General features: G+C 61.4%; 20 protein-coding genes, 1 tRNA gene and 1 pseudogene. 2 read left to right on the top strand and 20 right to left on the bottom strand.

Going from position 1 to position 21262, the window contains the following annotated elements:
• Window positions 1-5: 5 nt before the first annotated feature.
• The 13 genes and pseudogenes from AC066Y_RS32690 to AC066Y_RS32630 all read right to left on the bottom strand — a co-directional run.
• Window positions 6-170 (bottom strand): annotated as a pseudogene (locus tag AC066Y_RS32690) (hypothetical protein); the annotation flags it as partial.
• On the bottom strand, window positions 115-828 hold the full coding sequence (locus AC066Y_RS32685) for a hypothetical protein (RefSeq protein ID WP_478277468.1): 714 nt from the start codon (window positions 826-828) through the stop codon (window positions 115-117). The gene AC066Y_RS32685 and the pseudogene AC066Y_RS32690, both read right to left, overlap by 56 nt.
• Window positions 825-1388, bottom strand: coding sequence for a hypothetical protein (locus AC066Y_RS32680; RefSeq protein ID WP_478277467.1), 564 nt, complete (start codon window positions 1386-1388; stop codon window positions 825-827). Before AC066Y_RS32680 ends, AC066Y_RS32685 begins: the two co-directional genes overlap by 4 nt.
• Window positions 1389-1548: 160 nt before the next feature.
• Window positions 1549-3696 (bottom strand): hypothetical protein, encoded by a 2148-nt coding sequence (locus tag AC066Y_RS32675; RefSeq protein ID WP_478277466.1) that lies wholly within the window; start codon window positions 3694-3696, stop codon window positions 1549-1551.
• Entirely contained in the window at window positions 3693-5201 is a 1509-nt protein-coding gene (locus AC066Y_RS32670; protein ID WP_478277465.1) for a hypothetical protein, read from the bottom strand. The genes AC066Y_RS32675 and AC066Y_RS32670 overlap by 4 nt, the downstream gene beginning before the upstream one ends.
• A gap of 321 nt (window positions 5202-5522) precedes the next feature.
• Complete coding sequence (locus AC066Y_RS32665; protein ID WP_478277464.1) at window positions 5523-6434, bottom strand: hypothetical protein; 912 nt, start codon at window positions 6432-6434, stop codon at window positions 5523-5525.
• Window position 6435: 1 nt separating this feature from the next.
• Window positions 6436-6657, bottom strand: a complete 222-nt coding sequence (locus tag AC066Y_RS32660; protein WP_478277463.1) for a hypothetical protein — start codon at window positions 6655-6657, stop codon at window positions 6436-6438.
• Between the two features lie 256 nt (window positions 6658-6913).
• Window positions 6914-7252, bottom strand: coding sequence for a hypothetical protein (locus tag AC066Y_RS32655; RefSeq protein WP_478277462.1), 339 nt, complete (start codon window positions 7250-7252; stop codon window positions 6914-6916).
• Between the two features lie 681 nt (window positions 7253-7933).
• Window positions 7934-10738, bottom strand: a complete 2805-nt coding sequence (locus AC066Y_RS32650) for a DUF927 domain-containing protein (RefSeq protein ID WP_478277461.1) — start codon at window positions 10736-10738, stop codon at window positions 7934-7936.
• Entirely contained in the window at window positions 10738-11016 is a 279-nt protein-coding gene (locus AC066Y_RS32645; protein ID WP_478277460.1) for a winged helix domain-containing protein, read from the bottom strand. The genes AC066Y_RS32650 and AC066Y_RS32645 overlap by 1 nt, the downstream gene beginning before the upstream one ends.
• On the bottom strand, window positions 11013-11204 hold the full coding sequence (locus tag AC066Y_RS32640) for a hypothetical protein (protein WP_478277459.1): 192 nt from the start codon (window positions 11202-11204) through the stop codon (window positions 11013-11015). Before AC066Y_RS32640 ends, AC066Y_RS32645 begins: the two co-directional genes overlap by 4 nt.
• Window positions 11205-11677: 473 nt before the next feature.
• Complete coding sequence (locus tag AC066Y_RS32635) at window positions 11678-12619, bottom strand: hypothetical protein (protein ID WP_478277458.1); 942 nt, start codon at window positions 12617-12619, stop codon at window positions 11678-11680.
• Window positions 12620-12713: 94 nt separating this feature from the next.
• On the bottom strand, window positions 12714-13985 hold the full coding sequence (locus AC066Y_RS32630; protein ID WP_478277457.1) for a tyrosine-type recombinase/integrase: 1272 nt from the start codon (window positions 13983-13985) through the stop codon (window positions 12714-12716).
• Between the two features lie 132 nt (window positions 13986-14117).
• Here AC066Y_RS32630 and AC066Y_RS32625 point away from each other — a divergent pair.
• Window positions 14118-14188 (top strand) — tRNA-Arg (locus AC066Y_RS32625).
• A gap of 76 nt (window positions 14189-14264) precedes the next feature.
• Here AC066Y_RS32625 and AC066Y_RS32620 read toward each other — a convergent pair.
• The 6 genes from AC066Y_RS32620 to AC066Y_RS32595 all read right to left on the bottom strand — a co-directional run bounded on the left by AC066Y_RS32620 (window position 14265) and on the right by AC066Y_RS32595 (window position 18845).
• Window positions 14265-14684 carry a CBS domain-containing protein gene (locus AC066Y_RS32620; protein ID WP_092120432.1) on the bottom strand — a complete coding sequence of 140 codons (420 nt, stop codon included), beginning with the start codon at window positions 14682-14684 and terminating at the stop codon, window positions 14265-14267.
• A 126-nt stretch (window positions 14685-14810) separates the two neighbouring features.
• Window positions 14811-15281, bottom strand: a complete 471-nt coding sequence (locus tag AC066Y_RS32615; RefSeq protein ID WP_342725267.1) for an aminoacyl-tRNA deacylase — start codon at window positions 15279-15281, stop codon at window positions 14811-14813.
• A gap of 121 nt (window positions 15282-15402) precedes the next feature.
• Window positions 15403-16215, bottom strand: coding sequence for a pentapeptide repeat-containing protein (locus tag AC066Y_RS32610; RefSeq protein ID WP_478277456.1), 813 nt, complete (start codon window positions 16213-16215; stop codon window positions 15403-15405).
• 260 nt (window positions 16216-16475) lie between these two features.
• The gene (locus tag AC066Y_RS32605; protein WP_478277455.1) at window positions 16476-16898 is read right to left on the bottom strand and encodes a PaaI family thioesterase; all 423 of its coding nucleotides are present in this window, start codon (window positions 16896-16898) and stop codon (window positions 16476-16478) included.
• 20 nt (window positions 16899-16918) lie between these two features.
• A complete protein-coding gene (locus AC066Y_RS32600) occupies window positions 16919-18157 on the bottom strand; it encodes a CaiB/BaiF CoA transferase family protein (protein ID WP_478277454.1) in 1239 nt (412 codons plus the stop codon).
• The gene (locus AC066Y_RS32595; RefSeq protein ID WP_478277453.1) at window positions 18144-18845 is read right to left on the bottom strand and encodes a haloacid dehalogenase type II; all 702 of its coding nucleotides are present in this window, start codon (window positions 18843-18845) and stop codon (window positions 18144-18146) included. The genes AC066Y_RS32600 and AC066Y_RS32595 overlap by 14 nt, the downstream gene beginning before the upstream one ends.
• Window positions 18846-18941: 96 nt before the next feature.
• On the opposite strand from AC066Y_RS32595, the gene AC066Y_RS32590 reads away from it, so the two are divergent.
• Window positions 18942-19844 (top strand): LysR family transcriptional regulator, encoded by a 903-nt coding sequence (locus AC066Y_RS32590; protein WP_478277452.1) that lies wholly within the window; start codon window positions 18942-18944, stop codon window positions 19842-19844.
• Here the strand turns inward: AC066Y_RS32590 and AC066Y_RS32585 are convergent.
• On the bottom strand, window positions 19841-21250 hold the full coding sequence (locus AC066Y_RS32585; RefSeq protein WP_478277451.1) for an MFS transporter: 1410 nt from the start codon (window positions 21248-21250) through the stop codon (window positions 19841-19843). The two genes, AC066Y_RS32590 and AC066Y_RS32585, sit on opposite strands and share 4 nt — an antisense overlap.
• Between the last annotated feature and the right edge of the window lie 12 nt (window positions 21251-21262).

Genomic DNA, 21262 nt, shown 5'->3' with positions numbered 1-21262 from the left:
ATGCTCTAGATCGGCGCCGTCTTGCGCATTTCCTTGATCAGGTCAGCAAACAATCGCCGCTGTTGAATCGCGGCGGCAGAATACCGACCGTGCTTGAAGTTGTGTTGATTCCCCTTAGGCGCTCCCGGCGACGGGCCGCCGTGCATTCTGCAGCGTCCGTTCGGCATCCCCGGCGATTGGCAGGGCTTGCCGCTCCGGGTTCGCGCACCGCATCGAGGTGCCTGCTGCATGTCCAATAGCATGGGGTTGACCCTCCATTATTTTCCCTACCCCCTCCCCGGGGGCACTGGCGATAAAGGCCGCCTGGCCGCCCTGGTAGACGTGCACATGCTCTACGGTGACTTTCTGCTGGCCCCTGTTCCGATGCTTCGCCAGAGCTTCGACCTGGGCCGCGTTTGCTCGTGTCAGCTTGGCAGCGTGCCTCAGGTTCATGTCGCGCCCCTCCAAGGTTTGATCAGGTAGCGAAGCTCTCCGATAGCATTCCATAGCTGCCGCATGCGAAGCGAACAGCTGGGCGGCCATCATGCCTTCAATGACATCGGTAGGCTTCACTCCTGCTAGAAATGCGAGGTTGGCGTAATAGGCGTCGAGACGGGATTTCGCATCCATGCTCTTTCCGTAGAATGCCGCATTGAGCACTTGGTTGCACAGCGCCTGGTTCCATTCGTCATGGTTCGATCCTCCCAAGTGGCCGAGCGTCGGCTTGTTCTTGTCCAGTTCGGGCGGTGGCGGGCAGGAGGCCCGTGGCGCGGCGGTCGTTGGCGCTGTGGTCGTTGGCGAAGCTTCCGACCTGAGCTTTCCGGCACCCGCACGTTTCGGCTTCGTCAATGCTCGCCTCCATTCACCGCCGAGCGGGCCAACATATAGACGGCGGCGCCGATCCAACCGCGCCGGTCTCCTTGAAGCAGGGTCAGCACGTATTCGTAAAACCGGTCGTGACCAACTTCCCGGCAGTGTTCTAGGCCGGCCATCATCAGGCTCTCGTGCCATCGCATATCTTCAATGGCTTCCCCCGTCTGGGCCGCTTCACTCAAATAGACGTCGTCGATAGGTGGGGGGCAGCGGCCGGCCAAGCCCTTAAGGGTCAACTCGAAGACGAACCCGCGTTCCACATCCCCGATCGGCCGGCTCCGAATAGTCATGAGGACGTACAGCAAAAAGACGGCCGAGGCTGTTTCACGCGAGTAGCGGATGGCCGAGAGGCAATGACCGCGCCCGGCATTGAAATCAGTCTCAGGATTGCCCGTGATAGAGGGCGGCGACCAATGATCTAGATAATCCGCCACGTGTCCGCGCGAATCCTGCCCGTCGATGGGCCTGACAAATGACGGTAGATCCGGGTAGAGGTCGGCTAGTTCAAAGCCCTCCGTCGTGGTTATATGGGTCATTGGAACCCCGCGGTTGTCTCTATGCTTCGTATTGTCGTCTGCAGCGCAGCTCTGATTGCCATCATTGCCGGCGTGAAATGGAGCATCAATGGTGCCTTCATCGCGTGGGGCGACGACTGGGGGATGACGATCTGTCTGGTGGGATTTGGAGCGACGTGCCTCATCGCGTACCTGTACGACCGCGCAAATGCTCGTTCTCAAGAAGTGCTGCCGCCAGAGCAGTCCGATCGCCGATAGCCTGCGCTAAGACTTTTTGGGCTTCGTGATTGCGCAGAGCTTCCGATAACGCTAGCAGATAGCGGTCCCGCTCGGAGCCTTGGGCAGACAGAATTCTAGCCACTTCCCCGAACGACTTGGTCGGGTCCGGCCGCATGGCGTTCAGGGCAGCGTTCGCGGTCTTCTTTGCTCCCGTCGCCAACAAGCCCGTCACGCTCATGTTCGGGTTAAGAAGCGGAGTTTCGCTTGAGGGCTCAGGCTTCATGGCACGCGCCGCAGCCTGGCGCTGCGCAGTCTGCGAATTCTCCACGACCTTGTTATAGGTGTCGCGGAATTTCAGATTGCGATCCACCGAGGCCGCAAGTTCGTCGGCCGCCTCTTGACCGTGTACGGTCGCAATCTTGGCTGTATTCCAGCCGCCCTCACCCTGCAACTCACCTCGGAGGGCTTGCAGGTCGTTGGCTTTGGTGCCAAGCACGCGCTCGATATTGCCTCGGCTTCCCTTCGCGAAGGCGATCTGCTCGCCAGGCTCGAGCGCGTCAAATTCGTTAGCAAAGCGTCCGGGCGATGGTGTGGTCTTGCCGGAGCCAAGGTACTGAGTGCCAGCTTCTACCGCCTCACCACGTCGGGCCAGTGCTGCTGATTGTGCGTTCGCGCGGGCATAGCCCGGCACCTGCTCCTCAAGCGCGTTGTTGAGCAAGCCGCGGAACTGTTGCAGCGCGCCCTGTCGCTGCTGCAGCGCACCGGCCGGAATGCCTAATCCTGGTGCGTCGTAGTTTATGACGGCGTCCAACTCGCCCTTCACTTTATGCAGGATGTCGGCTCGGTTCTGAGAAACCGGCACTTCGTCAAAGATCGGCTGCCCGGTTCGCGGGTTCACTTCCTGATGCCCGAAAGCATCCAGTCGCGGCCGACGCTCCGTTGTCATCATCATGTTGCGGAGGTTTTCGAGCGCGCGGCGCTCGTTACCGACCGAGCTATCAATCGCATGGTCCAACTGTCTTAGGATCGGCGCCGTCTGCACGGCAGGAGCGTTGTCCAAGGCAGCTGGGTAATTGACATTATCGGCCGCCGATCGGCGTGCCCGGATCGCATTTGTCACATCCTGCGGATCCTCAGCGGGGCCAAGCACCCGCTCAACATCATCCCCAATGCGCTTGTTCGTGCCCTCGTTTCGGCGAGCAAGTGCGTTGACCATCAGCGAGCGACCCTCGTCGCTATTGAGCGTGGCACCCTGAGCCTTGCCCAGCAAGGCTGGTCCTGAATCCGCCAGGATGGCATCTGGTCCGAGCTCGTCCAACCGGGAACGCACCGCTGCCGGGGTGTCGGCAGCCAGCGCCGCGGCGAGCTGCCTGGTTGCTGGCCGCGAAATGCCGTCTCCCTTCAGCAGCGCTGCAGTCACAGCGTTGTAGGCAGCGCCAACAGCTTTTGCGGTGCCAGGAAGTAGGCCGCCAACAAGCAATCCCACACCCGCGCCGTTCCGCGCCCGTCGGAGGGTGTCCGGTAAGTCCGTCAAGTCTGGAGCATCCGACACACCTTGCGTGCCGCCGAACATCGCGCCGGTGCCCCCTCCGAGCAGCGTCTTTGCAAGCAGTCCCGTCCCTTTTGCCGCAGCGCCGACAGCTCCAATCGGCAGCATCGCCCCACCAACCAGATGCGCGGCCGTGTTTGCAATCGGCGCTTCCTCGAGCTTCTTATCCTCAGCGCGCTGCTTTTCGAGGTTGCCGGCATAGTCGCCGCGCTCCCCGCCGATGCCGGTCAGAGCCCCCATGCCGGCCGCGAACCGATCCATGAACGGGATGCCATTGGCGACGGCCCGGACGCTGTTATCGATCGCGCCCATGGTGTGGCCCATCTGGTCACTATAGGACATCTGAGGCGCCGCGAGGGGCTGCGTCGTCGCGCCGGTCGCATTGCCCATCGCATCGAACGCTGGCATCTCCTCGCCCGCCGTCCGTGCTGACTCTGTCGCGGTTTTCCGGGCTTTCGGTCCACCGAACTCGCGAGCCATCACCGACGTGATCGTCGCATCAGACGTGCCGGCGGGAAATTCGACCATAGACCCATCAGGCGCCTGAATTTGCACGGTCATTCAAGCGCCCCCGTCTCAGGGTTATAGCGGCGGATTTTCTTCATGTTGGCTTCGTGGCCGGCAGCGAGGCCCTTGTTCGTTCCGCCACTCTGGAATTCGGGCAGTGTATAGCTCTGGGTCAAATCCTGGCCGGTCACGGGATCGTGGATGTGGTGCGTCTCGTCGTAGTCCCGGATGATCTTCTCGATCTTCGCTGGATTAACGCGTTGGCCTGCGCCGACTGCTTCGGCCGCCGCAGTCCGGATGGCATTGCCAACCGCGACGTTGCGCTGCTCGATCTGGGACTGGATGCCGATCAGTCGCTGATTGCCCGTGATCGACATTTCAAGGCCCGGATTGGCTTTCAGGTAGTTCGACATTTCGAAGTTCGTCACTCGCGAGCCCATCGCGCCCTTGGCTTGCGCGCCCGCGATCTGGCGGTTGAACTTGGTCAGGAATTCCTTATCGGAAATGCCCTTCTCGTTAATCGGAGGCTCGAGGCCGAGGGCCGCAGCGCCGGCATTGATGGTCTTGGACAGTTCAAGCGCCTGCGCGTGCCCCATGCCGCCCGTCGTGCCGCCGTTCTTCTGGATGGCGTCCACAGCGGCCTGCATGGCAGCGAGATCGCGCGCTCGCGCTTGCGCATCCTCAACGCCGTTCGACAAGGCGCTGTGAGACTTCGCAATCCCCTCACCCATGACGGTATCGTATTTATCCGGGCCTTTGGTATCGACGTTGGTCGTGACGTTGGTTGCAGCAGCTCGCGCCTTTGCCGTCGAGAACGTGCCGTAGTCCATCGGCTGCGGCGCTTCGGGCGTCGGCTGGAAGGTCTTCAGGTAAAACTGATACTCCTTGGCGCTGTTGGGCAGATCGGTACCCTTTGCTGCCATCGCGCTTGTCAGGTAAGCGGGATCGGCGGGCCCCCCAGGAATAGGCTTGTAACCGCCCGGATTGGCCGGATCAGCCATGAAGCCAGCTGGCGTCTTGTCAGCAGCTCGAGCAGCAGCCTGCTTCTGGAGCTCGTAAGACGCAGCCCAATGCTTGTCCTCAACCGCTTGCCGCGCTTGCTGAGCCTGCATGTCGGCAACGTGTGTAACGGCCTGCGTCTGTGCTGGAGAGGCCCAAGGATTGCTTGCAAGAGAAATCATATCGCCCGGAGAAACCTTGCCCCCGGCTCCAAGTGCCGCCGCAAGTTGTTGGGCGCGCGATTGAGCACCTGCGCGCCCCTGCTGCTCCTCGTTGGCCGCCGCGCCGCGCTGAAAGCCGCCGAGCACGCCGGCAAAGCCACGATTAAGCGCGGTGATCCAGCCGCCACCGGGACCGCCGGCCGCAGGCGTCGAGTCCATCCCCTGCTTCATCAGCGCGTCAGCCAACGCCTGCTTGCGCTGAACTTCCTGAGGTGTACCGCTGGTATCGATCGAGTAGTCAATCAACGCAGGAGCATATAGCTTCCGCTTGACATAATCCGGCGTGAGGTCCGCTTGGACGCCGGGCGAGCTGACGGAGTAATCACCAGGAGCGGGCATCAGGCAACTCCCGCGAGTTCGGCAGTGTTGATGCCGTCAGCCTTCAATCGCTCGATGATGCTGCGTCGGATGAACTCTGACTTTGTCTTGTAGTTCCCAAGCACGGTCAATGCAGCGACTCCCCTAGCGGCTTTGACTGTGGAGTTTCTGCCGCGAGAGCGGCAAGTGCGATGAGAAATTGTCCGATCTTCCGATAGCTCTCCGTGTTGAGCCGCAGTTCGAAACACTGACCATCATCAGTGACGACCGGCACCAATAGAACTGCGTCTGCGTGAAGTGGCTTCAAAAGCTCCACGTCTCCAACTTCAGAAATTGAAACCATCATAGCTTCACCATCACGTTCCAGAACGATGTAGGCTGCATGTTGTTGTGAGACCCACCGCCGGTATTGTTCGACATCGAGCTGACCGAACCGCTTGCAGTACCGGTGGAAGCGATATGCGAAACCGTGCCGCCGGAAGCTGCGATACCCATTGCTGAGCCACCTGCGACGGCAGAAACAGCGGTGCTGTCACCCGCATTGCTGGCAACGAAATTAGTGCTGGTGACCGTTGCGCTAAACGTCGATGAGGCGGACGAGGTAATGGTAGGTATTTGGGAGGCCGCAAGCGTGACAACCTCTGTGCCGTAATTTTGTCCGAGTGCCCACGTCCCGGCAGGACCGCCATTGCTGCCTGCGGATGCAAGTGCTCGGCCTAGCACTTTAGTCAAAGAGATTTGGCAGTTGGATGCCCAAGCGGCCGAGGCACTTCCTTGTGCTGCACGAGTTGTTTGTGCACCGCCTCCAGCGGCATACAGGATCGAAAAAGTATCGGAAATATTATTGAAAATCAGTGTGAAAAGGGCTTGCGTATCGGCATTTGCCCGAGTTGACGCGCCAGATGTCGCACTGCCGATCGTGCCGTCATTGCACATCACCCAGCCGGGATCTGCGACGCTCTTTAACGTAAACTTGCCGTCACCGGTCGAGAAGAAAGCACCCGTGGTTGTATCGACGTAGTTCTTGGTTGCCGCGTCCGTCGAGACTGTCGGATCGGCCATCCCCGTGATTTTGTTGTTGCCCATGGGAAGGGCAGCCTGCATCGCCGACCGGCCAAGACGGTCAACCGAGTTCGTGATTTCCGTCCCCACATCTGTTATGAGGGTATTGAAAGCCGTGGATGAGATCGTGGTACCCGGTACTGCAGCTGTATTAGCTGGCTGCAAGTAGGTCCCATTCGCCTGGCGCGCCACGTTATAGCGCTCCCGGCAGTTGTGCGGGGTCGATGCCGTCAGCTTCCAGGCTCGAGAACAGGCTGCGGCGAACATACTCGCTCGAAGTCATCATCTTGCGTGCCGCCGCAACATCTACCGCCGACGGCAGAGCCCCCGGGCATCGAATTTGTAGCTTCGCGTTGAACGCCGGCCGTGCGTGAATGTCTTCATCATCCCGCACAACCGAAGAATGTTCGGTCATGTTGAACCTCTCGAAGGCGAAGAAATCCTCCGCCGCGTGCGATTTACTGGAATGACCGGCTAACGTGCCGAACGGGCCTGTTTGATAGGACCATATCGAGAGAAGCCGCTGATTTGGCCTCTCGATACTTTTGCTGCTGTCGCTCTGGCGTTTGATTACCTGCGAAGCAGCGCCAATAGCTACGTACTATGTCGGCGGTGTAATCTCAATGCACTGACAACACGCCTTGAACGTTCTGAGCGTTGTGGACGCTATTTTACTCTTTGATGTTGTCCAGCTGTTCGCCCTCATCGAAGAGCGACGTTCGCAACAGCTCGCCAATGCCTTGGCTGCGGTAGTAGCGAGCCACAATCTCCGCCTTGCGCTCGCCGGCATGGTACGCGTCGAGAGCCCGGAAATCGCCATCCAGATACATCGCCAGTGCGACGCGACTGACGACCCAAGGTCGGCCGCCGTCGATTTTCCGGCCAAGCCCATATTGCGCTATGCGGCGCTTCAGAGTTGGTTCTGTCAGGCCCGTGATGTTCGCCGCCTGCTGAACCGAAATTGATTCGAGACCATGAAAGGGTTCCAGGATCCTCTTGGCGTCAGACATCGAGCTCTCTACCCCCACTATTTTAGACCCTGGCAAACGATGATCGGCAGTCATGGGACCTCCGAGATCAGAATGGCATCCGCCTGATTGGGGCACCGCCAATAGGTGAGGACAGCTGCCGATCGGCGCCGGATCGTCGCGGCACCATCAGTCAAGGCAACGACATCCCCGCCCTGTACGAACAGGATCAGGCCCCACCTTCCAACCCGAGTCCCCGGCGCTCCCGGGTGCACGCCGAACAAGTCGAGCCCTGTCCAGCCGAGCTGCTGGGCAGCATTTCCCCACCGCGTCAAAAAAATTCTGGCGTCAGAGACCATCTCGTACCAACGATCGGACGAGAGCCAATCGACTGGATCGCGCCGATTCAGCTCCGTCAAAATCGCATGCCATTCGGCTGGCACGCCGCCCTGGAATATGCCCGCTGTCCCCTCTTGCGATTGACCGGTGGCGGCGGGGACATCGGGGACACACTTGGCAAGAGGCTGTAATCGCTCGCTTTTCCTGTCCCCGATCGATGACGCAACTTGTCCCCGTTCGAAATGTATTGGGGACACTGACGCGTAGCCACTGGGGACAAAAAAGCTATTGTCCCGCAGCGACTTGTTAGATTTGTCCCCGCTGCCACCTGTGTCCCCACTTGTTTTGATCAGGGCCACGATGTCCCGGGAGAATGCCTCCAAGTCATGCTTCATTTGCATCCTCCAGAAACGTTGAGCGGATGTGGTAGAGCCGCTGCTTCCCGAACTCGGGCACGCGCACACTCTTGGAGCTACGTCCTTCCTCCCCGGCGTCGATGTAACCCTTCTGCTTCATGACAGCGGCTGTTCGGCGCGGGTCGAACCCGGAGCAGACCTCTTTCCAGGCTGTGGTCGTGACGAAGTAGTCCCAGCCATCGCCCACTTGATCGCGGAAGCCGGCCACGTCGCGAACGGGGATCCTCGATTGCGTTTCCTCCCAAGCCGGGATGAAGCGCGCCATACCGTTCGCCAGCAGGAATGTCCGGACTTGCTCAATGCAGTCGCGCGTTTCGGCTGCATCGTGGCCACCACGGACGGATAACCACTGCTTGAAGCACGTCGCGCAGGCTGCCACTGCGTCACCGCGCTCCCACGGCGCTATCCCATACAGCCAGGCAACTTCCCCGCCTGCAGCGATCAATCCGAACCGTTGGGCAACTCGCTCGACCTGGCCATCGGCGCCGTCCGGCACGTGCGCGTTACAGAACGCATTCACGACATCTGGGACAAGCTTTTGGATCCTGTCGATCTCGGGAACGATTGCTGCAAGATATTCGCGGGAGGCTACGCCGTAATGCCGCTGCGTCGCGTCACGGAGATGACGGGCAAGCGCCTCAGGTGACGGCAGACCGTGAAGTTCCTCGAACATACCCATGCCGGCGCCAGCATCGGCCGATACGTCAACAATCCGGATTTGCTGTCCAGCCGCGAGCCGCCGTCCGCGACCATCTTCGGCGACCTTGTCGGCGAGTCCGATTTCCCCCGACGACAGAAACAGCAGGCGCCACCTTGCGGCGCGTCGGGCTGAACCATCACGAGAGCTTCGCGACTTCCCCGACCCGTTGGCGAGCATGTAAGCGGCCTCCCCAGCGTCTTTGGCCGCGAGCTGGGAAAGCTCGTCGAGGCAGAGGAGCGTATCGGAGTGACTGAGGCATACGCCTTCCAGCCCGTTGGCGGTTGCTCGCCATGAGCGGACATAGCCGTTCGTATCGCCACCGCCCCAGACGCTCCCCGCCACGTGCAACGCCGTGCTCTTGCCGGTGGACGAGGCACCCTTGAAATGGATGCCGCCGCCTTCGGCCGAGGACGGCCCGATGAGCGGGCCTGCGAACGCTGCGGACAGCGCCAACACGAGTCGACTATTGCCGACTGCGTATCGTGCGACATTCTCCTGCCAACTCTCGAGCGTGCCGGATAAACGGAATGAGTGCTCATGGGCGGTAGCGCTTTGCAGGAGCAACATGTCCCGATTGTCAACGCCGAAACAATCATCCGGCAAGACAAACGAGTTGCTGTGCCAGCCAACCCGCTGGGTAGCTCGAGCCCGGTTCGGCGATCGAACCTGAAGCAGGAACGAATTGAAGAGCCCCCGAGCAGTCTGGCTTGGCGCGATGTAGAAACCACCGTCCATCAGGATCCGGCGAGCTTCTGACCCATCGCCTGCCAGTGTCGATCGCGGGAGCGCGAACTGATGGTCGCGGTCGTCATGATCCTTCCAGTGCAGGAGAACACCCCAGCTTGCGCCATCGGTATCCCGTGTCTCGGCCAGCACGTCGAAATGTCCGGCTATCAAGAGCGCCGGCTTATCCAGGTCGTCGGGGTTCTGGTACATCAATCCGCGGTCGGAGAAGCTGTAACCGAGGGGCAAGGACACCTTCCGTTCAGACCGTGCAAGGATGTGCTGCTCCCCGACGTCGAGTTCTGGCGCTAAGGTCGCGCCCCACGTCTCCACGGTTTCGACGCGCCGGATCAATTCTTCAAACGATTTTCCGAGTGCAAACCAATCGGACACGTCCTGTTTGTTCGCGAGTTCTGGGAAATGGATTACCCTTACGCTTTCGGCGACGGTCGCCGCCAACGCAGCCTTCTCCTCCGCGTGTCGGCGTCCTTCGGCGTCGTTGTCAGCCAGGATCACGACCATTCGGCCACTTAGGTACCGCTCGCATCCCGGCGGCAGCCCGTCACCGGTGCCGCCGAAGGTGAAGGCGGTGCCACCACGCTCTGCAACGGAGTCCACGTCCTTTTCACCCTCAGGCCAGAAGAGCGGGGCATCGGAGGCAAACGGATCGACGTCGCTGAAATACGGGACGGAACGAAAGCTCTCCGGCTTGCGATACTGCCAACCAAATTCCCCATCGCCATTCACAACCCGAAAGACATTGAAGGCGCTATCTTTGGTGATGACCTTGATGCGAACGGGGACACCTCCTTGACGGTAGATGTGCCGACGCTTCTCCCCGTCACGCACGCGCGGCCCCTCGTCGCCCGCAACGATGAACCTTGGCTTGCCGTCTTTGTCGGGCGGCATGCGAGCGGGAAACGCCTGCGGCGGGGTGGCTGCCTCCTCGGGCGTGGCGGCGACGGAAGCTGGCTTTTTCGACCTCATCTCCCGAACGTTGCCGGTCAAGCTGGTTGATGCAGCAGTCGGCTTGACGTTCAGCATCGCGCCGATCTCGCGTGCCGCCTCGACCTTGGACTTGCAATCGAGGTAAGCGACCAGATCGATAATGTCGCCGCCCTTATCGCCGGTCGCGAAGTCGGACCAGACGCCCGTCGTCAGGTTTACCTTGAAGCTGCCGGGGCGCCCGTCGTTGCGCGTCGGATTCCGGGCCACCCACTCGTTACCCTCCGAATATCCGTCCGGCAGGAGCCGCGGCACGATGATGTCGAGCGCACCGAGTGCGGCCGAACTTACCGCTCTGAAATCGACACGATCCACACTTGCGAAGCTTTGACTGATCGCACCCATTATGCCGCTACCTCTGCTGTCACCACCGTCACGGGCGTCTCGAGGCGATACCGCCCATGCGTTCCCGGAAATTCTCCCTTATGACCTTCGTAGTCCGTCGAGATGTTCAACCCGGCCTTCCGAAGTTTGTAGATGTAGTGGGACCACCGCGGCGCCGGGTGGTCGAGGGTCGTCAGTCCGCGCGCACCTGCGTTGACGAGCTTTCGCAAAGCCCACGCTTCGCGTCCGGTGAAGGTCTGTTGCGTTCCGCTGGGCTTTCGGATGGTGATGTTGCTCATTGCTCCACCCCCGTGCCGATACCAGCCAGGTTTGCAACGAGATCCGCGAATGCGGGATGCACGCGATATCGGCGTGCGACGAAGTGTCCTGCCGGAGTGGCCGGGCGCAGGACAACGACCCGCCAGGAGAACAGCGGCAGATCGGAAACCGGTTGAGATTTACAGGTTCGTTTGGTATAGGTCTTCATCAAAGCTTCTTTCTGAGAAGGCTCGGTTACACGTCTGTCCCGCCACAGGATTGGGACGTGTCGCCGGGCTTTTTCTTTTGGGAGTTAAGCGACACACCGGACTTCAGAGGTCGATCGCACCAACGGGCCGATCTTTTTCTTTGCCCAAGCGTCGAGGCCGGAGACCGGATACAAGGGAAATCGCCCGGCGAGCCGAAAGGGAGGCCCTTCCGAACTGACGCAGGCAAGCTTCGCGAGTGTCTTGGGAGAACAGGGAACGTTGTACGTGTCTGTCACGTACTGAGCCGCTTCCTTGCGTCGAAGGTGGCGCTCATGGGGAGATGTTTCGTCGGTGTCCATTGTGGTCTCGCATCATCACGGATCAATCTCCGTGGGTGCGAGGTAATTGGACGATCCGAAAATGCGCCGTAAAGATGCGCGGATAATGCGCGGCGGAAGTTGCGGCTGATTTAGATCGGCATATTTGCCGCTGATTACTCCGCCTTTTCTCCCCGCTTGCGACCGCCGAACTTCTTTATAAGCTTCCTGACGCGCTCACGGCTGACGCCGTGCTCTTTCATGTGCTCGATATCTTGTTGTGCGGTCGGCACGTACCCCGCCGGCTGTTGCGCTCGCCATCTCTCGAACGCTGGCTCTATTTCACGCTCAGCAATCCGACGTTTGGTGGCAAGGGGCCTAGGCTTAACTTCGGCGGCTTCCTCATTCACACTGATGTCGTCCGCATCGAGCGTCTCAGCGGCATCTTCGACGCGTGCATTCAGGGCGCGAGGCACCTTTTGGTCTGGACCTAGCGGCCAAAGCTTTTTGACCTCTGCCCGTGCAAATTCCACGCCTCGATAAACCCGATCGGGACCAACTAGCATCGCTCTGCCGGATGGCTCCTTCCCGCGGCGCAACCTGGGCCAAAGATAGTGCGGAATCTCAGCCATCTTGCCATCAAAGTCATTTGCATGGGCACATTCCAATCCTGTCGCCTGGATCTTGCCTTCCCCAGCAGCAAGCCAAAGTTCGTCGATCGAAAAATCCGGAGGAATATCCTCGCTACGGATTCTCATTTCGAGACCGTGCCAAGACGAGGGGCCCCATGGGGTAAGACGCCATTCGCCTTTCCTTAATCGACGATCCAGATCTGGGTCATTTGGCGCGACGTCGCCAGTTTCCAGATTTCGCAAAGCAAGTCTGCCTACCTCTGCCAACGCGGCAGGATCGGTGTAAAAGATCCAATCAGCACATTCATCTCGAAAGGTGTCCCACTGTTCGCTGACACGGCCAAGGTCCCCCCAGACAATCCAAGCAATTGTCATAGTGATCGACCAGTGTGACAGCTTGTCAGGATCGTATCTCTGCTCGACAGGCCTTATCCGACGCGCCAAGGCCTCCTCTCTCGAGCTTGGAGGAATATCGTTCTCAAACATCGTTGGTCCTCCGCAAGGACACGTCCGCATGGTGACGACGCGGCAGGCTGGTGCGGACCAGCTTTTCGGGAGCTACCCTAGCCGCGCCGATAGATTATGCCTTTCGGAGCTGAACCACTTTCTGCGATTTCCGTCCTGACATGACATCATCGATATGTCTGGCGATACGATCGGCTGCTGCAAGGAGCGCCGAATCGATCTTGTGAATATAGCCCATGGTGACATTCCCCTTCTTGGAATGACCAATGAGCGCCTTGATCGTTGGTAGGGTGTAGCCAAGATCCTCGGCAGTCGAACTGAAGGAATGCCGCAGGCCGTGGCTAGTGATGCCTGGCACTTCCTTCGCGGACATCTTCTGCAACCATCGCGTCAAGCCAGTGTGGTGTTTGACCCCGGTCGTGATGGCAGGAAACACATACTTCGATTTGGATTTCGCTATGGCGGTCTTCAGCACTGCAATGACGGCCGGCCCAACTGGACGGATGCTCTTGCCGGACTTGCTGTCTCCTAAACGAAGAGCCATCCCGACTGGATCGACCTCGGTCTTTAGCAGCCCCTCTACCTCATCCAGCCGGCAGCCCGTCATCGCGGACGTCCGGCTCGCGAGGACACGCTGCCAATGCTCGCCGTTTGCCTCAGCCGCGGCGAGACACTTTCCCAGACGGCGATACCCTGCGTCATCCAGCCGCCATTCCCGGGTCTGATCCTTCGGCCGCCTGATGCCTTTGATCGGATTGTCCGGCCGGTAGCCTTCATCGACCGCGTAGCTGAATATCCCGCCGAGAAGGCCGATTGTTCGGGCGGCAGTACCCTTTCCGCCTTTCACAATTGCCCTGCCCCGAGTTTTTGTCTTCACGTCCGCAGCCGACTTGCCAGCGATGATGTCGCGCTGGAGACCCTTGGCATCGGTGGACGTGAAGCCCTTCACGGTTTTCTTTCCCACCAGCTTGATGATGTGACGCTCGATGCGCCCCTTGTCGCTGTACAGCGTCGTCTCACTCTTCGTTTCCCCGCGGCGAGTGAGGATCAGGCCACGTTCGGCTTTGTCCAGGTATTCCCTGCAGAGTTCCTCAACTGTCATTGCCCCACGGGCGAGCTTCTTACTCTCGACAGGATCTGCGCCCCTCACAACGTCCGCCAAGGCAAGCTTGGCGTCCTTTCGAGCCTCTTCCGGCGTCAGAACACCATAGCGGCCCAAGGTAAGGCGGCGGCTCCGGCCATTAGCATTCCGGTACTGGACAATGAAGGATTTGGCCCCGCTCTTCTTCACCCGCAGGCCGAACCCGGGAAGTTCGTCATCCCATAGGAAGACGTCGGGCCCCTTGGTCTCGGCGGCGTCGACCGTCCTTTTGGTCAGTTTGGGCATTTTCCCTCAGGTAAGCGCCGGGTAAGCAAGAGCCAGAAAACGAGGGAAATCGCAGGTAATGACCGTAGCCCCCAAATCAGGCTGTTCCCAGCCTACATCTGAGGGCAATCAATTCCAAGGGATTTCGGGTAAGCAGGGGTAATCTGCCCACCTTTGCCCTCCGAAGGCAAAGGTCACACGTTCGAATCGTGTCGGATGCGCCACTTCGATTTTTTGTCCGCTTCGATGTCCGGCCATGGTGCCGGCCGATCTGCCGGTTTCCAGCAGACCGGCCTCGCCTCAATGATGAGCCGACACGCTCTTCATGCATTGGGACATGAGATCGGCACCGGCAAAGTGGCCGATATCCCCCAGGCTGACCATGCCGACCATCCGTTTGCTCTTGTTGATGACAGGCAGCCTTCGGATCTTCAGCGTCTCCATGTGATGCACCGCTTTCGCCAGATCGTCGTCTTCCCGGCAGCAGTGGATGCCTTCGGTCATCACATCGCGCGCTGTGGTGCGCGCAGAGTTGAAGCTCTTGCTCGCAAGACCTTTGCAGACGAGGTCGCGATCCGTCACCATCCCGATCAGACGATCGTCTTGCCCGACCGGAATGCAGCCGACGTCGTGCCCTTGCATCAATTTCGCGATTTCAGTGATCGGGGTATCGGGGCTGACCCAATCGACGCCCTTGTGCATCACATCCTTGACCTTCATGGAGGACCTCCCTTGCAAGGCAGCAGCCCCCTCGATTGCAACTATACAGCAGATCGGGCGTGACCGCATGCGTGCGTGCTGCGCTCTGGTCAAGGCGCAGCGACAGGTGGTCCGGCTATCATGCCCTCAATCGTGCGTACTGAAGCGGCCGTGCAGGGAACCGGCGGTCAAGCGCGCGAATTGCGCACGACCGAGATGAAGCAACGTCTCATGATCGCCGGCTTCGATATAGATCTCGGGCTGCATCTGGATGCTGTCATCAACAATAACGTCGAGCCCGTAGCAGATGCCGGCGGCGGGAACCGCCCCATGCGCACAGTCCGCGAACAGCCGATCGATTTCGCTTTCAGCGGCCATGGCGATATCGTCGCCGAAGCTCGCCCTCAGATCCGCCAGCCTGAGATGATGCGATGCCGGCAGCACGGCGAGCAAGTAGCCGCCATTGCGGCGCAACACAATGGCCTTGGCCAGGCGATCACCCGGGACGTGACATGCCTGGGCGGTCAAAGCTGACGACATCGTCAGCACATGCGGGATTTCGTCGTACGCGATGTTTTCCGCTGCGAGATATTTGTGCAGTGTGGGAGAAATGGTCATGGCATCACCTCCGGTGCGACATGCAACCATCCACCGTGGTCCCTGCCCGCCGCACGATGGGCGGCTGCGTGGTTCTCAACGCAAAATATAAGCCTTGCTGCAGGACACTGCAATTCGATCGCTAGTTTGGGCGCCGCGCCAGGTTCAAGTTCCGGGCCTTGTCCAGATTGCGGGCCTCTGCCAGCGCGGCCGCGCTCGGCAAGAGGGCCGACGCGAGGTCGGTCTCGGTGAAATCGGCGCCGGCGAGATTGGCGCCCGATAGATCGGCTCCCGCAAGGTCAGCCTTGCTGAGGTTGCAGTTCGCCAAATTGGCGTTCTGCAACTGCGCGAATTCAAGATCGGTGCGCGCGAGATTGGCGCCGCTCAGATCCGCATTCCGGAGATCGGCGGATTTGAGCACGCCACGCATCAGCCCCATCGATTGGTTGCGCATATCGGCGCCCAAATCCGCGCCCGCGAGTTTGGCCCCGATCAGGCCGGCACCGGATAGATCGGCGGTGATGCGAGCGCCGCTCAAATCGGCGCCGCCAAGCTTGGCGCGCTGCATCTGCGTGCCGAGCAGCGATGCCTTGACGAGGGACGCCCCCGTCAGATCTGCGTCGATGAGCCAAGCCTGGTTCAGTATGGCCCGATCGAAGCGCGCGGCTTTCAGATTGGTTCGGTTGAGCTTGACGAGATGAAGGTTGCCACCGGAGAAGTCGAGGCCCGAGAGATCGAGGTGCGACAGCCGCTTTCCCTCCAAATCTACAGTGCGTCGGTCCCCTTGAGGCGCGGCCTTGAGGAGCGCGTCGACCTCGGCGCGCGTCATCTCCGACGTCGTCATCTCGGGACTGTCGAGGTCGACGCTGCGCAGCATGTCCTGCGACATGGCGGCAATCGGATCAACGAGCAGCGCCGCCATCGATACAAGGGCAAATGCGAGATGAGGCCGCATCGCCGTCTTTCCGCTTTTGAGGTATCGCCTCTCGCATCTTCGCGCCGGCCGCGCCGGCCGCGCCGTGGAGACGCGCTTCCAGCTTCAGAGTATGAGACCGGATCACGATCCTGGCAATGCTCGTGACCGTTTCGTGAAGGAACGGGGCCTCAGGAGGTCGTGCTTTCACGAGATCGGAGATTCGCGTCAGGGGTCCGCTCCGCCGCGAAACTCACAGTTTTGGCAGCGAGACAACGGCCGACGCGAACCGGCCGCGCTTCTCAGCCTCGGCTCAGCAGTTGCCAGGTCGACGTGGCATGGGCGATCGGCTCGCCGGACGCAGCGGATGCCTGGGATTGCACGAAGAAGGTCTTCCGGCCGCGCTTCAGGAAGGTCGCGTGACAGGTCACCCGCCCATCGCGGACCGCGGCGAGATATTGCACCTTCATCTCGAGCGTGGTGCCGGCACCCGCGACGTGATTGACGAGATGTCCCATCGAGATATCGAGCGCGGTCGCAAGGACCCCGCCGTGCAGCGTGCCTTGCGGGTTGAACAGCGGCGTCACGACATCGAAGGAGACGACGCACGCCTCGCCCTGGTAGGCGATCTCCAGGCCAAAGAAGCGCGACAGGAAGAACGACCCGAACTCCTGCCGCTCGTCCGCGACGGCGCGACGCATCATCTGCTCGGCGATATCTCTCATGACGACACTCACATGACGACTCAAATGGGCGATCGCACGAAGCTCCGTCCAAAGTCTCCGAACGCGCCTTCGACCGCGAATCTCTCGAGCCGATCGTCGGTCCAGCCGCGCCATTCCGCAAGCACCTCGCGCGTGTGCTCGCCGAGCATTGGCGGTGGCGTGGAAGGTGCCGGCGGTTCGTCGCCGAACCGCGTCGGCCGGGCGATGAACCTCACATCTCCTGCGGCCGGATGGCGGACGGTCTGGACCATTCCGCGCTGCGTGAGTTGCGGCGTCTCGCAGACCTCGCCGACCGACTTGATCGCGCCGCACGGAATGCCGGCCACGGCGAGCGCCTGCAGCCAATCGGCGCGCCTCCTGCCGGCGAAGATGGGGGCGAGGATCGCGACGAGCTCGTTGCGGCTCGCCGCGCGCTTCGGGGCAGTTTCGAAACGCACGTCGTCGCGCAGCTCCGGACGGCCGATGACATCGCAAAAGGCCGCCCAGAACTTGTCGTTCGCGACCCCGACATTGATCCAGCCGTCGCTCGCCTCGAACGGCTCGTACGGGCTGATGGTTGGATGGACGTTGCCCCGGCGCCTCGGGCTTTGTCCTGAGGCGAAATATATGCCGGCGTTGAATGTCAGCAGCGATGCCATGGCGTCGAGCATGGAGACGTCGACCCGCCCACCTTCGCCCGTCCGGTTCTTCCGCATCAGGGCGGCGAGCACCGAATGCGACGCATACAGGCCGGTGACGAGATCGGCGATCGAGGTGCCGACCTTGGTCGGCGGCCCGATCGGATCACCGGTGATGTCCATCACGCCGGATTCGCCCTGCAGGATCAGATCGTAGCCGGGGCGCAAGGCGTCCGCACCGGTGCGGCCGAACCCCGAGATGCTGCACAGGATGATGTCCGGCTTGCGGGCACGCAGCGCGTCGAAGCCGAGCCCCCATTTGTCGAGGGTACCCGGGCGAAAATTCTCGATCACGACGTCGGCGGCGGATGCAAGATCGAGCACCGCGTCGCGGCCCGCCGGCGATTTCAAATCGATGGCGCAACTGCGCTTGTTGCGGTTCACCGACAGGAAATACGCGCTCTCGCCGCCGATGAATGGCGGCCCGTAGCGGCGGCTTTCGTCGCCTTGCCGCGGATCCTCGATCTTGACGATGTCGGCGCCGAGATCGCCGAGATGCATCGTGGCAAAGGGGCCGGAGACCACCCGGCAGAGGTCGAGGACCCTGATGCCCGACAGCGGCTCGCGATCAGACGATCGCATCGGCGAGGTCCTTCATCGACGGCACCAGGATATCGGGCTGGTGCGGCGTGATGCCGAACGGGCGGCTGCGCCGGTCGATGAAGGCCGTTCGCATGCCGGCGGACTTGGCGCCGATGCAGTCGAAGGCATGATTGGCCACGAACAGCACCTCGGCCGGCTTCACGCCCATGATCTCGGCTGCTTTGGTATAGGTCGCGACGTGCGGCTTGAACGAATTGGCCTCGGCCACCGAGATCACGCGATCGAACGGGACCTTGTGGTACTGCTTCGCGGTCTCGAGCATGTCCGGATCGCCGTTCGAGAGCACCACCAGTTTGTACTTGGCTTGCAGCCGCGCGAGCGCTTCCGGCACTTCCGGAAACGGCGCCAGCTTCTCGATCTCGCCGACGAGATAACGTACCTCGTCCATCGTGTAGTCGATCTTGGCGCGGTCCATCACGTGCGACACCGCGCGATGCCCGATCTCGCGATAGGGCGTGTGCTCGCGATGCAGCAGCGCATCGATCATCGAGTTCTCGAAATGCGTGCGGCGCCACCATGTGACGAAGGAATTCGCATCGCCTTTCCAGCCCTTCTTCTGAAGGAATGGCGCCGCGATCCTGGTCAGGCCGCCCTGCATGTCGACGACGGTGCCGTACTGATCGAACATGCAGATCTTCACTTCGCGTTTGATCGTCTCGGAATTCATTGGGGCCTCCTTGGTTCAGATCGATTGGATACGCGCCGCATCGCCATAGATGAAATGGATTTGTGATCTCTCACTATTCACGATATGAATGATGGCATGAACCTCCGATCCATCGACCTCAATCTGCTCGTCGCGTTGGACGCACTGCTGACCGAGCGTCATGTCACCAAGGCGGCCGACCGCGTCGGCCTCAGTCAACCTGCGATGAGCAACGCGCTCAACCGGTTGCGCGCGATGTTCGAGGACGAACTCCTGGTGCGGACGACGAGCGGGATGAAGCCCACGCCCCGCGCCACCGAACTGGCGGAGCCGCTGCGCCAGGTGCTGCGCCAGGTCGAGCGGGTGATGGCGAGCGACGCCGGCTTCGATCCAGCCCGGACCGAACGCACCTTCACGATCAGAATGTCGGACATCCTCGCCTGCTTGCTGCTGCCGCGACTCGCCGCGGCGCGGCCACCAGATGCGCGGATCTCCTACAACACGATCCATCTGCCGCCCGCCTTGACGATCGATGCGCTCGAGCGGGACGAGATCGACGTCGCGGTCAGCATGGGGCTCGAGCATTCCGCATCGATCCGTTCCGAGACGCTGCTGCGCGACCGGATGATTTGCCTGATGCGGAGCGGTCACCAGATCAAGCGCGGGCGGCTGACCTTCGAGCGCTTCATTGCGCAGGAGCATATGAAGGTCTCGATGAGCCCGACCGATCTTCGCTTCGTCGACGACGTGCTCGCCGAACGCGGCCATCGGAGACGCATCGCACTGAACGTGCCGCATTGGCTGGTCGTGCCTCATGTCTTGAAGAGCACCGATCTGCTCGCGGTGATGCCGAGACATCTCGCCGCCGTGCTGATGGACGACGGTCTGCGGATGGAAGAACTGCCGTTCGAATCCGCGCCCTTCGACTGGATGCTGTACTGGCATCGCAGATACGACCAGAGCAATGCCAACGGCTGGCTCCGCGATCGGCTCAGGGCGGCGTGCTCCGATCTGAGCTAGGCGCCGATGTCCGCCGGCCTCCGCGCGATGGACGGCTCGCTTCCTGCCTCGGCTTCCGTGACGGCCGACGCGTCCTCCAGCGAGCGTCCCTTGGTTTCGAATCCGAACACGAGAAACACCACGGCCTGGAACACGAGGATGCCGGCCAGCGTCGTCAGCACGCCGGCCAAGCCTTGCCAGGCGAAGATCGCGACCACGACGTACTGGACCAGCGCGGTCGCGATGCGTCCGGACGTGGCGCAGATCGCCGTGCCGCGGAGCCGGTAGCGCGTCGGGAATAGCTCGGGGACGTGCATCGCGAACCCGGTCGCCAGCATGACATAGATCGAGGTGATCAGCAGGAAGCCGATGCCCGCGAGCGCGACACCGTCCGGCATGTATGGATAGGCAATGCCGAGCGCCGCAGCCGCAATCGACGAGCAAACGATCGAGAGCCTGCGTCCGAGCCGGTCCGCCAGCACGAGCCCGATCAGCGATCCGACCGGCCCGCCCAGCGCCATCACGGTGGTGTAGCCCAGCGAGGAGACCACGCTGTGGCCGCCCTTGACCATGAAGGTCGGCAGCCAGCCGATGAACCCGTAGAGACTGAAGCCGACGACGATGTGCAGCAGGCTGCCGAGCAGCGTGCGCGCGAGATATGGCGGCTGGAACAGGCGCCAGATCGCGCCGGGCGGTTCCTGTGCCGGCGCGCTGGCCGCGACGGGAGTCAGCGTTGCCTTGCGCGCGGCCTCCGCTTCGATCGCGGACAGAATCTTCTCGGCTTCATCGGCGCGGCCGTTGGCGGCCAGCCAGCGCGGCGATTCCGGCATCGACTTGCGCAAGAACCAGACGATCATCGCGAGGAGGCCGACGAGGGCGAACATGTAGCGCCAACCAAGCGTCGGGATCACCCACAGGCCGATCATGGATGACGCGAACAGCGAGAAGTTGGTGATCACGGCGAGCAGCCCGATCCAACGGCCACGCGAGGCCGCCGGCACGAACTCGGTCAAGGTCGCGTAGCCGACCACGATCTCGGCGCCGAGGCCGATGCCGATGATGAAACGGAGGCCGATCAGAACCGTCATGCTCGGCGCGAAGGCCGCCGCGATCGACGCGAGGCCGAAGATCGCGAGGTTCATCTGGTAGGAGAAGCGGCGGCCGAAGCGATCGCCGAGGATGCCGGAGAACCACGCCCCGATCGTCATGCCGACAAAGGTCGCGGAGACGAATGCCGCGTTGAGCTCGAGCGTCGACCAGCCTTCCTTGAGCACCGCGCCCAGCACGCCGCCGGCGAGATAGATGTCGAATGCATCGAGGAACATGCCGGCGCCGATCAGTGCCAGGATGCGCCAGTGGAATCCGCAGATCGGCAGCCTGTCGAGGCGCGCGCCCGCGTTGATGTCGATGTCGGCGGATCGCGCCATTCCAAACCTCCC

Source organism: Bradyrhizobium sp. USDA3010 (assembly GCF_056429065.1).
This window is presented reverse-complemented; position numbering and strand designations above follow the sequence as displayed.

Bases quoted from the DNA above. Each gene is read 5' to 3' on its own strand.
- AC066Y_RS32615 (WP_342725267.1), bottom strand. From the start codon at position 15,281: ATGACCATTTCTCCCACACTGCACAAATATCTCGCAGCGGAAAACATC.
- AC066Y_RS32655 (WP_478277462.1), bottom strand. From the start codon at position 7,252: ATGTCTGACGCCAAGAGGATCCTGGAACCCTTTCATGGTCTCGAATCA.
- AC066Y_RS32635 (WP_478277458.1), bottom strand. From the start codon at position 12,619: ATGTTTGAGAACGATATTCCTCCAAGCTCGAGAGAGGAGGCCTTGGCG.
- AC066Y_RS32650 (WP_478277461.1), bottom strand. From the start codon at position 10,738: ATGGGTGCGATCAGTCAAAGCTTCGCAAGTGTGGATCGTGTCGATTTC.
- AC066Y_RS32595 (WP_478277453.1), bottom strand. From the start codon at position 18,845: ATGAATTCCGAGACGATCAAACGCGAAGTGAAGATCTGCATGTTCGAT.
- AC066Y_RS32670 (WP_478277465.1), bottom strand. From the start codon at position 5,201: ATGCCCGCTCCTGGTGATTACTCCGTCAGCTCGCCCGGCGTCCAAGCG.
- AC066Y_RS32585 (WP_478277451.1), bottom strand. From the start codon at position 21,250: ATGGCGCGATCCGCCGACATCGACATCAACGCGGGCGCGCGCCTCGAC.
- AC066Y_RS32605 (WP_478277455.1), bottom strand. From the start codon at position 16,898: ATGAGAGATATCGCCGAGCAGATGATGCGTCGCGCCGTCGCGGACGAG.
- AC066Y_RS32590 (WP_478277452.1), top strand. From the start codon at position 18,942: ATGAACCTCCGATCCATCGACCTCAATCTGCTCGTCGCGTTGGACGCA.
- AC066Y_RS32620 (WP_092120432.1), bottom strand. From the start codon at position 14,684: ATGAAGGTCAAGGATGTGATGCACAAGGGCGTCGATTGGGTCAGCCCC.
- AC066Y_RS32630 (WP_478277457.1), bottom strand. From the start codon at position 13,985: ATGCCCAAACTGACCAAAAGGACGGTCGACGCCGCCGAGACCAAGGGG.
- AC066Y_RS32645 (WP_478277460.1), bottom strand. From the start codon at position 11,016: ATGAGCAACATCACCATCCGAAAGCCCAGCGGAACGCAACAGACCTTC.
- AC066Y_RS32680 (WP_478277467.1), bottom strand. From the start codon at position 1,388: ATGACCCATATAACCACGACGGAGGGCTTTGAACTAGCCGACCTCTAC.
- AC066Y_RS32610 (WP_478277456.1), bottom strand. From the start codon at position 16,215: ATGCGGCCTCATCTCGCATTTGCCCTTGTATCGATGGCGGCGCTGCTC.
- AC066Y_RS32660 (WP_478277463.1), bottom strand. From the start codon at position 6,657: ATGACCGAACATTCTTCGGTTGTGCGGGATGATGAAGACATTCACGCA.
- AC066Y_RS32675 (WP_478277466.1), bottom strand. From the start codon at position 3,696: ATGACCGTGCAAATTCAGGCGCCTGATGGGTCTATGGTCGAATTTCCC.
- AC066Y_RS32600 (WP_478277454.1), bottom strand. From the start codon at position 18,157: ATGCGATCGTCTGATCGCGAGCCGCTGTCGGGCATCAGGGTCCTCGAC.
- AC066Y_RS32640 (WP_478277459.1), bottom strand. From the start codon at position 11,204: ATGAAGACCTATACCAAACGAACCTGTAAATCTCAACCGGTTTCCGAT.